Below are 13,368 nucleotides of genomic sequence, written 5' to 3'. Positions count from 1 at the left end.
TGCCGATGGCAGGTGGGGCGTTTCAGGTGCATCACTGACGCCTGCGGTCAGCTCAACGCTCGTGGGCATCCACGGTGACGATGACGCGCACGCTGTCCAGACGCAGACGGGTGGTCTCGATGGCACCATCCAGTGCGGCACGCTCCTGACGCAGCGCTTCGAGCTCTTCCTCGCGCACGGCCGGGTTATGGCTGGCCAGGGCTTCCAGGCGCGCCAGTTCGGCACTGAGCTGCTCGCGCATCTGCTGCTGGGCCTGCTCGACGATGGTCGGCAGTTCGCGCTCGGCTTCCTGTTCGGCATCACTCATCAGCTTGCGCAGCGTGGCGTGACTCTGCTTGATCAGGTCGCGCGCAACCGCCTTCTTGACCGGCTTGAGGTTCTTGGCCAGTCCGCCGAAGGACACCTTGTCGGACAGGTTGCTGCCGGTTTCATCCAGCAGGACGCGGATGGCGGTCGGCGGCAGGAAGCGGCCCAGACGCAGGCCGCGCGGCGCGGTGGACTGGGTGCGGAACACCACTTCCGTCATCAGGCGGCCACCGGGAATCGCCGGGTGCTTGAGCAGCGCCAGCGCGGTGTTGCCCATCGAGCCATCCAGGATGCGGACCAGCATCTCGCGTACCAGCGGGTGCTCCCACGACAGGTGCTGCACGTCTTCGCGTGACAGCGCGGTGGCGCGGTCACTGGTGACGCTGAAGCCTTCCTCGCCCTTCACCAGCCCCGGCAGACCGTCGAGCATGTGCGGGCCCGGTGCCAGATAGGTGATGCCGTCGCCGAGGTCCCGGCTCTCGATGCCGAAGATGTCGAAGGCGCGCTCCAGATAGCCGGGCAGCGCCTTGTCGTTGTCCAGTGTCTCGATGGCGGCGATGACTTCCTCGGCGCGCTCGTGACGGCAGGCATTGAGCTCCAGCAGGCGGTTGCGGCCGGACTGACGCTCTTCCTGCAGGGCATCGAAGCGCTCGCGGGTCTGCTCGATGATGCTGTCGATCTCTTCGCTGTCGAGCAGGGCTTCTTCCAGCTCGTCGCCGAACTGGGCGTAGAGCTCGCTGCCGATACCGTGCGGCGCGCTGAAGGCATCCATGCCGTCACGGTACCAGCGCAGCAGCTGGGCGCCCGGCGAGCCTTCGAAGACCGGCACGTGGATCTCGATCGGGAACTGCTGACCGATGCGATCCAGACGCCCGATGCGCTGTTCGAGCTGGTCCGGGTGTACCGGCAGGTCGAACATCACCAGGTGGTGACAGAACTGGAAGTTGCGACCTTCCGAGCCGATTTCCGAGCACACCAGCAGCTGCACGCCTTCCTCTTCGGAGGCGAAGGCCGCGGCGGCACGGTCGCGCTCGACCAGGCTCATGCCCTCATGGAAGACTGGCGCATGCACGCCGCCCAGCACGCGCAGGCCTTCGGACAGCTCACGCGCGGTATCGGCGGTATGGCAGATCACCAGTGCCTTCTCGTTGCCGAGGTCGGTCAGGGTTTCCAGCAGCCACATGACGCGCGGGTCGATCTGCCACCAGGGCTCCGCGTTCATGCGGTCATCGGGCAGGGCGCGATACATCTCGTCGAGGAACAGCACCACCTCGGGGTGGTTCATGCCGGTCTCGATCAGCAGATCATCGAGATAGTCCTCGTCACGCTCCAGCTTGCGCACCACGCGACGGTAGGAGGAGGGCAGCTCAAGCTCATGGACGTGCAGGCGACGCTCGGGGAAGCCAGCGACATGGGTGCGTGAGTTGCGGAACATCACGCGGCCGGTGCCGTGGCGGTCGAGCAGCTGGTCGCGCAGCTGGCGACGCGCGCTGTCGCGCTGGGCATCGTCGGCATCGCTGTCCATCAGGGTGTCGAGCAGGGCGCGGCTGTCGCTGTCATCCAGCACGCTGGCGAGGCTGTCGAGACCGGACTGATCGGCAGGCAGCGCTTCCAGGGCGTCGATGGCGCTGGCGACGGCCACATAGCCCTGTTCCTCGGCCTTGAAGCGCTCGATGTCGTGATAGCGCTCCGGGTCGAGCAGGCGCAGGCGCGCGAAATGGCTCTCGAGCCCCATCTGCTCCGGCGTGGCGGTCAGCAGCAGCACACCGGCGGTCTGGCGAGCGAGGGATTCGACACAGGCGTAGCCCGGGCCGACCTTGTCTTCGCTCCAGTCGAGGTGGTGGGCCTCATCAACGATCAGCATGTCCCAATCGCAGGCGGCAGCCTGGACCTGACGCGACGGGTTGGCGAACAGCCAGTCCTGGCTGGCCAGGATGATCTGGTTGCCTTCGAAGGGATTGCGCGTGCCGTAGGCCTTGCACTGCTCCTCGTCGAGCAGCGAGACATCCAGCGCGAAGCGGCGCAACATCTCGACCAGCCACTGGTGAGTCAGGCTCGCCGGTACCAGGATCAGCGCACGGCTGGCGCGGCCGCTGAGCAGTAGGCGGTGCAGGATCAGGCCGGCTTCGATGGTCTTGCCGAGGCCGACTTCATCGGCCAGCAGTACGCGCGGTGCGTGACGGCGCGAAACTTCATCGGCGATGTACAGCTGGTGCGGCACCAGATCGACCTTGGGGCCGGACAGGCCCAGCGCCGGGCTCTGCTCGACACGATGGAAGTGGCGCAGGGTGCGGTAGCGCAGGTCGAACCAGTCATTGCGGTCGACCTGGCCGGTCAGCAGACGATCACGTGCCTGATTGAACTGCATCTTGTCGTTCAGGCGGGCTTCGGGAAGCTCGATGAGCTCGCCGGCATGCTCGCCGCCGCGTTCACAGATGTAGACGATCTGGCCGCGCACTTCCTTGAAGTCATCGACGATCAGCCATTCGCCATCGTCGGACTGGATGCGGTCGCCATTGCCGAAGGCCACCCGGGTAAGGGGCGCTTCGCGCAGACTGTAGGTGCGGGTTTCTTCGCTGGCGGCAAAGAGCACGGTGACGGTGCGGAAGTCGACATTGAGGATGGTGCCAAGGCCGAGATCAGCCTCGCCGTCACTGATCCAGCGCTGACCGGGAATGAAGTCGCTCATGAAGCCTCGGGGTAGGACAAAGACGGGAATCGGGAATACAGGGGCGCGGTATCTTACCGGATCAGACGCCGTGGCTTAAGCGCCTTTTCTTGTGGCGAGCGTCTTTGTCGCACCGAGCGAGGCCAGCGGCGTGTCGCACTATGGCCGTGACGCCGGTAGCAGGGCGTCCAGCTGGGCGCGGCTCAGCTCGCCGATATGACGCTCGATCAGCTGTCCGTCACTATCGAAGACGAGGGTCGCGGGCAGTCCCTGCGCGTCGGCCAGCGCCATCAGTTGCATGGCGGGGTCGAGCAGCGCGTACTCGAGCGTCAGCTGTTCGCTGTTCAGAAAGCGGGTCACCGCCAGTGCCTGCTCGCCCTGATTGGCGAGTACCACGGTGACGCCGGGTCTCTGATCAGCCTCTGCCAGCAGTGGCATCTCGCGCCGGCAGGGCGGGCACCAGGTGGCCCATAGATTGACGATCACGCGCTCGTCCTGGATGTCATTCAGTGCCACGGGGCGGCGATCCAGATGATTGAGGGTGATGGCAGGCATCGCCTCGATGGCGGAGTCGTTGCCCAGCGGGTCGAGTTGCTTGAGGCCGAGGAAGGCGGTCAGGCCCAGGGTCAGACTGCCCAGCGCGATGACCTGGCGAATCGCGCCATGCCGGCGCAGCAGCCACAGGCTGGCCAGGGTCGCGACCAGCATGCCGCCGAGCAGGTGGTAGCCCGGTTGCCACAGCTTGAGGATATCCAGCGGTGCCTGCTGATAACTTGCCCAGTGCAGTGCGACATGAGTGAGGCGCGCACCGATCACCCAGCTGACCAGCATGCGATTGAACCAGCGCGAGGGGCTCAGCGGGGGAGAATCGTGAGCGGGCGCGGTCGTGCCCCTGGCGTGCATGCGTGCCAGCAGACGAATCAGCAGCGAGAACTCGATCAGCATCACCAGGGCTGCCACGAAGGCATAGAGGCGTTCGACGGAAATCAGGGCAGGGCCCAGGGCGATGGCATCCATGCGGTTATCCTTTGGCGGTGTCCGGGGAAGCGTTCAGGGCAGAAATGCCTGTCGGCCACTGTATGTGGCAAGTGCTTGGCAAACGCTCGGCAGGCGCTGCAGTCGCGAGGCTCGAGTATGCGATAATCGACGGACTTCGACATCCACGCCTCGCGCTGAGCATTGCTCTGCCGCCGAGGACGCTGCAAGGATATCCCCATGCTGTCACATCATTATGACCGTAGCCGTGCGATCGCCGTTGCCAGTCAGGCCAGCGGCCTGATCGCCATCGTCGCGCTGGAGACCTGGCTTGGCGATGCCGCCCGCCCTTGGCAGGGCCTGGTGTTCGCCCTGATGCTGGCCTTCGGTCTCGGCCTTGCCCTGCGCAGTTACTACCTCAAGCAAAAGGCCCGCCGCGACCGTGAACGTGCTGGTCGCGAGCGGGCCCGCAAGGCGAGTGACAGCTGGATGTCCGACTGACTCGCCGCTCGATATGGCTCAGTGCGCGCTATGAATCAGTAACTCTGCAGGCGGTAGCCGTCGCGCTCCATGCAGTATTTCAGCAGTGTCTGCTTCTCGTTGGCGGACTTGTCGGTCAGGCCAAGCTCGTACTGGCAGCCCGCATAGGTATTGTGGGCTTGTGTGCTGTTGGCACCGGGCTTTTCCCATTGGGCGCGCGGGCTGGCGCAGGCGGAGAGCAGTGAGGTCAGCAGCAGGGACAGCAAGGCAAGACGCAGTGTGTGCATGGGGCATCCTGAGGGATGTAGCGCGTTGGGGAGTGCGTCGCAGGCGCGAGCAAGCAGAAGGAAGCTTGTGAGGCAGGAAAAACCTTCCAGCATCAAAAAAGCCGCTGATCAGTGATCAGCGGCTTTTTCATATGTCTGGTCGGAGTAGCAGGATTCGAACCTACGACCTCTGCCTCCCGAAGGCAGCGCTCTACCAAGCTGAGCTATACTCCGATGCGTCGTGAGCTTGTCTCGACGGAGGTGAATTATACGCAGGCAGCTTTGCTTTGCAAGCCCTTGAGGTCAAAAAGTTTTATCTGAGTCTCAAGGGGCAATTCCGCTGTCGAGAAGCGCGCTTCTCTTTACCCCGTCCTGCCGGCGCTTCTCGCCACGTTGGCGGCGGTTTTCTGCTGTCATGATGGACTGACTGACCAGCTGACCGACGACCTGCCAGGCAGGCCATCGTCATGCGGGTATCAGGCCTGGCGGCCGACGCTCAACAGCGCGATGCGCTCGAGGCTGTCGCGGAATTCGCTCTCCGGCAGTGCCTTGAGCTCGTTCAGGGCGTTGTCGGCCATCTCCTGGGCGCGGCTGCGGGTATAGTCGAGGCCGCCCGTGAGGCGCACCACTTCCAGTACCTCGTCGAGCTGCTCCAGCCCACCTTTCTCGATGGCGCCGCGCACCAGACTGGCCTGCGCCGGGCTTCCGACCTGCATGGCGCGAATCAACGGCAGGGTCGGCTTGCCTTCGGCCAGGTCATCACCGACGTTCTTGCCCATGGTCTCGGCATCGCCCTGATAGTCGAGCAGATCATCGATCAGCTGGAAGGCGAGGCCCAGGTAGCGGCCATAGTTCTGCAGCGCGCTGACCTGTGCCGGGGTGACGGTGTCGTCGGTTTCCCTGGCCAGAATCGCGCCGGCATGTGCGGCCGCCTCGAACAGCATGGCGGTCTTGCCGTGGATGGTCTCGAAGTAGGCAGCTTCATCAATGTCGGCATTGCCGATATTGGTCAGCTGCAGGACTTCCCCCTCGGCGATGGTGCAGGTGGCGGCGGAGAGAATCGCCATCACGTCCATCGAGCCGACTTCGACCATCATCTGGAAGGAGCGCGAATAGAGGAAGTCACCGACCAGTACCGAAGGCGCATTGCCCCAGGTGTCATTGGCGGTGGAGCGGCCACGCCGCAGGCTGGATTCATCCACGACATCATCGTGCAGCAGGGTCGAGGTGTGCATGAATTCGATCAGCGCGGCCAGATGAACGTGTTTCTCGCCTTGATAGCCCAGCGCGCGGGCTGCCAGCAGCACCAGCACCGGGCGCAGGCGTTTGCCACCACTCTGGATGATGTACTGACCGATGGTCTGGACCAGCGGCACGCGCGACTCGAGCTGCGCGAGGATGGTGCGGTCGACGGCGGCGAAGTCATCTGCCACTGCCGCGTGAAGGGTCGATGCGTCGGCTTGCATGAGATCGTCGTGCCCGTAGCGAGAGGTGAGGCCGCCGTGGCGTGCCGTTTGGCGGTAATGCTATGGGGCACCCCTATGGCCGTCAAGGCGTGCACCCGCGCAAGGACGCTGGCTGGCGGCCGATTGGTCGCGTAAACCTTGACATTGCTTGTCGGTCGCGGCACGTGGCGCTATAATACGCGGCCGTGACTCATCCCGCTCCCTGTCAGATGGCTCCAGAAGGGGCGCCACTCGCAGCAGGCCACCCAAGAGCACACCCTTGATGAGTCCGATGGAGAGAATCATGTACGCAGTTATCAAGAGCGGTGGCAAGCAGTACCGCGTTCAGGAAGGCCAGACCCTGAAGCTCGAGAAGCTTGAAGTCGCGACTGGCGAAGCTATCCAGTTTGACGAAGTCCTGATGGTCGCTGAAGGCGACGACATCAAGGTCGGCGCTCCGCTGGTTGAAGGTGCCAAGGTTTCTGCCGAGGTCGTGTCTCACGGCCGTGGCGACAAGGTCACCATCATCAAGTTCCGTCGCCGGAAGCACTCCATGCGTCGTGCGGGCCACCGTCAGTGGTTCACCGAAGTCAAGATCACTGGTATCTCTGCTTAATTGCAGCGCTACCCACCATAGGAGAATTATCCAATGGCACATAAGAAGGCGGCGGGCTCTACCCGCAACGGTCGCGATTCTGAATCCAAGCGCCTTGGTGTGAAGCTGTTCGGTGGCCAAGCGGCTATCGCCGGCAACATCATCGTGCGTCAGCGCGGCACCCGTTTCCACGCTGGTACTGGCGTCGGCATCGGCAAGGACCACACTCTCTTCGCTCTGGCCGACGGCCACGTGAAGTTCGAGACCAAGGGTCCGAAGAACCGCAAGTTCGTCAGCATCGTTTCTGCCTGAAACGTCTGACAGCTTACGCAGACTGCTCGATGCCCCGGTGTCGCATGGCAGTCTGCAAGGAAGCCCCGCCCAGGCGGGGCTTTTTTGTCGCATGACGGCCCGGGTCGTCGTCAGGAGAGAGCAGCATGCAGTTCCTTGATGAAGCGTCGATCATTGTAGAGGCCGGACGTGGCGGCAATGGTTGCCTGAGTTTTCGCCGTGAAAAATACGTGCCGCGCGGTGGTCCCGATGGGGGCGACGGCGGGCACGGCGGCAGTGTGTACCTGATCGGGGATGACTCGCTCAATACCCTGATCGACTTCAAGTTCCAGCGCTACTATCAGGCGGAGAGCGGCGATGCCGGTCAAGGCCGCCAGATGGCAGGCAAGGCGGGCGAGGACCTGATCGTCAAGGTGCCGGTCGGCACCACCGTGATCGACGAGGAAACCCTCGAGATCATCGGTGACGTGACGGAAATCGGTCAGCTGTTGCTGGTCGCGCAGGGCGGACGTCGTGGTCTGGGTAACATCCACTTCAAGTCCTCGACCAACCGCGCGCCGCGCCAGACCTCCAAGGGAACCTGGGGCGAGCGTCGCAACCTGCGCTTCGAGATGAAGGTGATGGCAGATGTCGGTCTGCTCGGCATGCCGAATGCCGGCAAGTCGACGCTGATCCGCGCCGTCTCCGCCGCCAAGCCCAAGGTCGCCAACTACCCGTTCACCACCCTGGTGCCGAACCTCGGTGTCGTGAAGATCGGTAGCCACCAGCACTTCGTGATGGCCGATATCCCCGGTCTGATCGAAGGCGCTGCTGACGGCGCTGGCCTGGGTCTGCGCTTCCTCAAGCACCTGACGCGTACGCGCCTGTTGCTGCACGTGGTGGACATTGCGCCCTTTGACGAGAGCGACCCGGCCTATGCGGTCGAGGCGATCCTCAAGGAGCTCAAGAACTTCTCCGCGGCACTGACGGAGCTGCCGCGCTGGCTGGTGATCAACAAGATCGACCTGCTGCCCGAGGATGATCGCGACGCTATGGTCAAGGACCTCGTCGAGCGCCTGGGCTGGGAGGGCGAGCTGTTCGTCGTCTCCGCGGCCAGCGGTATCGGCACTCAGGAGCTGGTGCAGGCCGCTCACCGTTGGCTGGGCGAGCAACGCCTGCAGCTGGCGGAAGATCCGGAAGCTGCCGAGGCGCATGCCGCCTTGCTGGCGCGCATGGAGAACGAGTCGCTGGAGCGCGCTGAAGAGCGCCTGACACGTCGCAAGCGCAAGAAGGATGACGAAGAAGAGGACGATGACGACTTCAATGACGACGATTACGACGTCGAAGTCGAATACGCGCCCTGAGGTCTCAGTTCGTCCGGTGGCTGTCCTGCGCGGCAGCCACCGAGTGACGAGCGACCCGCTTCGCGATTCACGCCCCGCCCCGAACCTCATGGTCTCGCGGCGGGGCGTTTTCGTTGTCGGGGCCGGCGAGGAGTGATGACAGCGGGCTGGCGGGAGCAGACAATGGCAAGCAGGGAGGCAGAGCCTGCCGGGCGGGGGATTACATGACAGGAGAGAGCGCGGTGTCGGAGCAGAAGGTGGCGGAAGTGGCGGAACTGGGTAGTCAATCGGGGCGCGAGGCCTTGGCCAATGCACGACGCGTGGTGGTCAAGATCGGCAGTGCGCTGCTGACCGACGATGGCCGCGGGCTGGATGATGCCGGCATCGGCCGTTGGGTCGATCAGATCGCGGCGCTGCACGCGCGGGGTGTCGAGGTGATCGTGGTGTCCTCCGGGGCGATCGCGGTTGGCATGTCGCGGCTGGGCTGGTCGGCTCGCCCCAGCGGCGTGCATGAGCTGCAGGCGGCAGCGGCGGTCGGTCAGAACGGCCTGACCCAGTGCTATGAAGAGCATTTCCATCGTCATGGCCTGACCACGGCGCAGATTCTGCTGACCCACGATGACCTCTCCAACCGCAAGCGCTACCTGAATGCACGCTCGGCGCTGCGCACCCTGGTCGACCTGCGGGTGGTGCCGGTGATCAACGAGAACGACACCGTGGTCACCGACGAGATCCGCTTCGGCGACAACGACACCCTCGGCGCGCTGGTCGCCAACCTGCTCGAGGCCGATGCGCTGTTGCTGCTCACCGATCAGGAAGGCCTCTATGATGCGGACCCGCGTCATGATCCGGCGGCCAGCCTGATCGAGGAAGCCCAGGCCGATGACCCGATACTGGTCAAGGTGGCCGGCGGTGGCGGCGTGCTCGGACGTGGCGGCATGGCGACCAAGGTGCGCGCGGCGCGTCTGGCGGCGCGCAGTGGCGCATTGACCGTGATCGCCTCTGGTCGTCAGCCCGAGGTCATCACCCGGCTGGCTTCCGGTGAGCGCTTCGGCACGCTCCTCTTGCCGGAGCATGCGCCGATCGCGGCGCGCAAGCGCTGGATCGCGGGGCAGCTGCAGGTGCGCGGCACCCTGACGCTGGATGCCGGCGCCGTCAATGTGTTGACCACGCGTGGCTCCAGCCTGTTGCCGGTGGGCGTCAGGAAGATCGAAGGCGCCTTCAAGCGCGGTGATCTGGTGCAGTGCGTCGATGAATCCGGCCAGCGCATCGCCAAGGGCCTGGTGAATTATAGCGCCGAAGATGCCGGGCGGATTCTCGGCCTGCCCAGCCATCAGATCGAGGCGACGCTGGGCTATATCGAGGCGCCGGAACTGATCCACCGCGACAACCTCATCGTGCTGTAGCACCCATGAGGCCTGCTTCCTGGCTCTGTGCCTGGGTCTGTGCCTGGGGCAGGCGCAGGCAAGCTCAGACTGGCGATATGCGCTCGGGTCATGCTAGACTCTGCCGTCCTGTCGGGTGCTGGTCCGCCCCGATGGCGAAGGTTTGGCGGGGCTTCCACGTCAAGTCGCTGATTTCTCGAAAGTCTTCACTTCAGTGTCGAAAGGCGAGAGATGATCGGACTCGCTGTCGCGGTGCGACAACGTCTTCCAAATTCAAGTTCATGAGTACGCGCCTACGGGTGGACTCATAAGGAGCATCAAAGTGGCAAATTCCAAGCAAGCACGTAAGCGCGCTCGTCAGGCTGAAGTTCGTCGTCAGCACAACTCCGCACAGCGTTCCGCCGTGCGTACCAGCATCAAGAACGTGCTGAAGACCGTCAAGACTGGCGATCACGCTGCTTCCATGGCCGCTTTCAATGTCGCGCAGAAGGTCCTCGACCGTTACGCCGACAAGGACATTCTGTCCAAGAAGAAGGCCGCTCGTCTGAAGAGCCGTCTGAACACTCGCGTCAAGGCACTGGCTGTCTAAGACGTGTGAGTGTGAAAAAACCGGCTTCGGCCGGTTTTTTTGTGTCTGTCTGTCGAGTGGATGACATCGGTGTCAGGTCAGGGAAGCGAGAGGGGTGTCAGGGTGAGCAAGCCGCAGGATGAGTCGCCCGCAGGCGAGAAGGAAGTCAGGGGAGAAGACGGCAAGGCCGAGGCCGCCGCGCAGTCCGCTTCACAGGCGAGTGCCCAGGGCGAGACCCGCTCGGGCGACAGCCTGCCGGTGCGGGGTGGTCTGTTGCGCTCCGGGTTGATCGTCAGCGTGATGACGATGCTGTCGCGCGTGCTGGGCCTGGCGCGCGATGTGACCATCGCATCCCTGCTGGGCGCCGGCAGCGGGGCGGACGCCTTCTTCGTCGCCTTCAAGATCCCCAACTTCATGCGCCGCCTGTTTGCCGAGGGTGCCTTCAACCAGGCCTTCATTCCGGTGCTGTCGGAATATGCGACTCGCCGGACGCGGGAAGAGGTCCGCGAGTTGCTGGACGCCGTCAGCGGCAGTCTTGGCGTCATACTCGCGTTGATCACCGCGCTTGCGATGCTGTGTGCGCCCTGGCTGGTATGGGTCTTCGCGCCCGGGTTCGGTGACGATGCCGGCAAGCTGGCGCTGACCGGCGACATGCTGCGCCTGACCTTCCCGTATCTGCTGCTGATCTCGCTGACCGCCTTCGCAGGCAGCGTGCTCAATACCTGGAATCGCTTTGCGGTGCCGGCCATCACGCCGGTGCTGCTCAACCTGAGTCTGATCGGCGCGGCGCTGTTGCTGGCCCCGCGCTTCGAGACACCCGCCATGGCGCTGGCCTGGGGCGTGTTGATCGCAGGTGGCGTGCAGCTGCTGTTCCAGGTGCCGTTCCTGCTGCGGCTTGGCCTGATGCCCAAGCCATGGCCGAATTTTGCCCATGAAGGCGTGCGCCGCATTCTCAAGTTGATGACCCCGGCGCTGTTCGGTGTCTCGGTCTCGCAGATCAATCTGCTGCTGGATACCGTGCTGGCCTCGTTTCTGGTCACCGGCAGCGTGTCGTGGCTCTATTACTCCGACCGTCTGGTCGAGTTGCCGCTGGGCATCATCGGCATCGCCATCGGAACGGTGATCCTGCCGGCGCTCTCCAAGCGCCACGCCGAGCAATCACTGGAGCACTTCCAGAAGATGCTCGACTGGGCGCTGCGTTCGGTGCTGTTGATCGGTGTGCCGGCGGCGCTGGCGCTCGGCGTGCTGGCCGAACCCCTGCTGATCACCCTGTTCCACTACGGCGCGATGACCGACAACGATGTGGTGATGTCGGCCCAGAGTCTGCGCGCCTACAGCTTCGGTCTGCTTGCCTTCATGCTGATCAAGGTGCTGGCGCCGGGCTTCTATGCGCGTCAGGACACGAAAACGCCGGTCAAGATCGGTATCATCGCGATGGTCGCCAACATGGCCTTCAACCTGGCGCTGATCGTGCCGCTGGCGCACGCCGGGCTTGCGCTGGCCACGGCGCTGTCGGCCTTCCTCAATGCGGGTCTGCTGGCACGCGGCCTGTATCGTGACGGCGTGCTGCGCTTCCAGCCCGGCTGGGGACGCTATTCGCTGACCCTGATCGGCGGTTGTGCCCTGATGGGCGGCGGCCTGATGTGGCTGTCACCGGACTGGACCACCTGGCTTGGTTGGGGCCTGTGGGAGCGCTGTGCGATGATGGGAGCGCTGGTCGTTGGCGGTGTACTGGCCTATGCGGTGTGGTTGGGGCTGTGCGGTGTCCGCCCGCGCCATTTCCGCATGCAGAGCTGAGTCTGCTGCCCGGGTGCCATGCAGGTTGGTGCCCCCGGTTCCAGCTGTTTTCTCCCTGGCGGGGCAACGGTGGCTGTCAGCGCCGTGCCCCTTCGCTATAATCGACCACTTTCGGCGGCTTGTGTGATGCACGCATGGACTTGATCAGAGGACTCCACAATCTCGCCCGCCTGCGCAAGCAGGATGGCAGTCGCGGCTGTGTGGCCACCATCGGCAATTTCGATGGCGTGCATCTCGGCCACCAGGCGATTCTGGAGCAACTTCGCGAGCGCGCGGCGGCCTATGGTCTGCCCGCCACGGTGGTGGTGTTCGAGCCGCAGCCGCGTGAGTTCTTCGCGGGTGACAAGGCGCCGCCGCGGCTGACGCGTCTGGCGGACAAGGTGCGTCTGCTGGGTAGCCATGGCGCCGAGCGCGTACTGTGTCTGCCCTTCAATGAGGCGCTGCGCTCGCTGTCGGCACGTGAGTTCATCGAGCAGGTGCTGATCGATGGGCTCGGCGTGCGTCATCTGGTGGTCGGTGACGACTTCCGCTTCGGCTGCGATCGCGCCGGAGACTTCGCGCTGCTGGAGCGCATCGGCGCCGCCGAAGGCTTCGCGGTGGAGCATACCCGCACCTTCGAGATCGCCGGTGAGCGTGTTTCCAGCACCCGCGTGCGTGAGGTGCTGGCCGCAGGCGACATGGCGCTGGCCGCCCGGCTGCTGGGGCGTGCCCACCACTGGCAGGGGCGCGTGGTCGCGGACCGCCAGCTGGGCCGCACGCTGGGCGTGCCGACCGCCAACCTGCCGCTGCCGAATGCGCCGCTGGCGGTCTCCGGCGTCTACGCGGTGATGGCGCACCTTGCCGACGGCCGCGACTGTCCGGCGGTGGCCAACATCGGCTGGCGCCCGACGGTTGGCACGCCGCGACCGGTGCTCGAGGTCCATCTGTTGGACTTCGCGGAAGACCTCTACGGCCAGCCGATGCGCGTCAGCTTCTGCGCCTTCCTGCGCGGTGAACAGCGCTTCGATGGCCTGGAAGCCCTCAAGGCCGCCATCTACGCCGACATCGCCCTGGTGAAGCGCTTCTTCGCGCTGGCCGCGGGCGAGACGCCTGCCGGTGATGAGCAGGCGTTGCTCGATTGCATGACCTCGATGGCTGACCTGCCGCTGGCCAGCCGTCCGCTGAGCGCACTGATGACGGATGCGCCGACGGCACCCTTACACGGCACTGCTGAGGTGTCTGATTCCACAGCTCGGGAAGCCCAGGCTTCCCGCCCCCACGACGGCTGACC

At 64.6% G+C, this 13,368-nt stretch carries 12 protein-coding genes and 1 tRNA gene; 8 read left to right on the top strand and 5 right to left on the bottom strand.

Annotated features, from left to right (window positions below; translation table 11 throughout):
• Positions 1–52: 52 nt before the first annotated feature.
• Together rapA and QD208_RS15145 are read right to left on the bottom strand one after the other, a co-directional pair.
• Positions 53–2,995: an RNA polymerase-associated protein RapA gene (gene rapA / locus QD208_RS15150; RefSeq protein ID WP_279837342.1), complete on the bottom strand. Its 2,943-nt coding sequence runs from the start codon at positions 2,993–2,995 to the stop codon at positions 53–55.
• Positions 2,996–3,133: 138 nt separating this feature from the next.
• A complete protein-coding gene (locus QD208_RS15145) occupies positions 3,134–3,991 on the bottom strand; it encodes a TlpA disulfide reductase family protein (protein WP_279837341.1) in 858 nt (285 codons plus the stop codon).
• Between the two features lie 198 nt (positions 3,992–4,189).
• On the opposite strand from QD208_RS15145, the gene QD208_RS15140 reads away from it, so the two are divergent.
• Positions 4,190–4,450: a hypothetical protein gene (locus tag QD208_RS15140; RefSeq protein ID WP_043335981.1), complete on the top strand. Its 261-nt coding sequence runs from the start codon at positions 4,190–4,192 to the stop codon at positions 4,448–4,450.
• A gap of 35 nt (positions 4,451–4,485) precedes the next feature.
• Here QD208_RS15140 and QD208_RS15135 read toward each other — a convergent pair whose 3' ends face one another.
• The 3 genes from QD208_RS15135 to ispB form a co-directional block, all read right to left on the bottom strand.
• Positions 4,486–4,716 carry a hypothetical protein gene (locus tag QD208_RS15135; RefSeq protein WP_054556922.1) on the bottom strand — a complete coding sequence of 77 codons (231 nt, stop codon included), beginning with the start codon at positions 4,714–4,716 and terminating at the stop codon, positions 4,486–4,488.
• 136 nt (positions 4,717–4,852) lie between these two features.
• Positions 4,853–4,929: transfer RNA gene (locus QD208_RS15130), tRNA-Pro, on the bottom strand.
• A 242-nt stretch (positions 4,930–5,171) separates the two neighbouring features.
• Positions 5,172–6,161, bottom strand: a complete 990-nt coding sequence (ispB, locus tag QD208_RS15125) for an octaprenyl diphosphate synthase (protein ID WP_107335841.1) — start codon at positions 6,159–6,161, stop codon at positions 5,172–5,174.
• A gap of 283 nt (positions 6,162–6,444) precedes the next feature.
• On the opposite strand from ispB, the gene rplU reads away from it, so the two are divergent.
• The 7 genes from rplU to ribF all read left to right on the top strand — a co-directional run bounded on the left by rplU (position 6,445) and on the right by ribF (position 13,366).
• Positions 6,445–6,756 (top strand): 50S ribosomal protein L21, encoded by a 312-nt coding sequence (gene rplU, locus QD208_RS15120; RefSeq protein WP_043335971.1) that lies wholly within the window; start codon positions 6,445–6,447, stop codon positions 6,754–6,756.
• 33 nt (positions 6,757–6,789) lie between these two features.
• The gene (rpmA, locus tag QD208_RS15115) at positions 6,790–7,047 is read left to right on the top strand and encodes a 50S ribosomal protein L27 (RefSeq protein WP_043335969.1); all 258 of its coding nucleotides are present in this window, start codon (positions 6,790–6,792) and stop codon (positions 7,045–7,047) included.
• Between the two features lie 125 nt (positions 7,048–7,172).
• On the top strand, positions 7,173–8,369 hold the full coding sequence (gene cgtA, locus QD208_RS15110) for an Obg family GTPase CgtA (RefSeq protein WP_043335967.1): 1,197 nt from the start codon (positions 7,173–7,175) through the stop codon (positions 8,367–8,369).
• Between the two features lie 245 nt (positions 8,370–8,614).
• Positions 8,615–9,754, top strand: a complete 1,140-nt coding sequence (proB, locus tag QD208_RS15105) for a glutamate 5-kinase (RefSeq protein WP_043336022.1) — start codon at positions 8,615–8,617, stop codon at positions 9,752–9,754.
• Between the two features lie 301 nt (positions 9,755–10,055).
• Positions 10,056–10,322, top strand: coding sequence for a 30S ribosomal protein S20 (rpsT, locus tag QD208_RS15100; RefSeq protein WP_043335965.1), 267 nt, complete (start codon positions 10,056–10,058; stop codon positions 10,320–10,322).
• Positions 10,323–10,601: 279 nt separating this feature from the next.
• Positions 10,602–12,098, top strand: coding sequence for a murein biosynthesis integral membrane protein MurJ (murJ, locus tag QD208_RS15095; protein ID WP_234368289.1), 1,497 nt, complete (start codon positions 10,602–10,604; stop codon positions 12,096–12,098).
• 134 nt (positions 12,099–12,232) lie between these two features.
• Positions 12,233–13,366 carry a bifunctional riboflavin kinase/FAD synthetase gene (gene ribF / locus QD208_RS15090; protein WP_279837340.1) on the top strand — a complete coding sequence of 378 codons (1,134 nt, stop codon included), beginning with the start codon at positions 12,233–12,235 and terminating at the stop codon, positions 13,364–13,366.
• The last annotated feature ends 2 nt before the right edge of the window (positions 13,367–13,368 follow it).

The organism is Cobetia sp. 29-18-1 (assembly GCF_029846405.1).
Lineage (GTDB): Bacteria > Pseudomonadota > Gammaproteobacteria > Pseudomonadales > Halomonadaceae > Cobetia > Cobetia amphilecti.
Note: the sequence above shows the minus strand (reverse complement) of the source record. Positions and strands in the feature narration are given on the sequence as shown.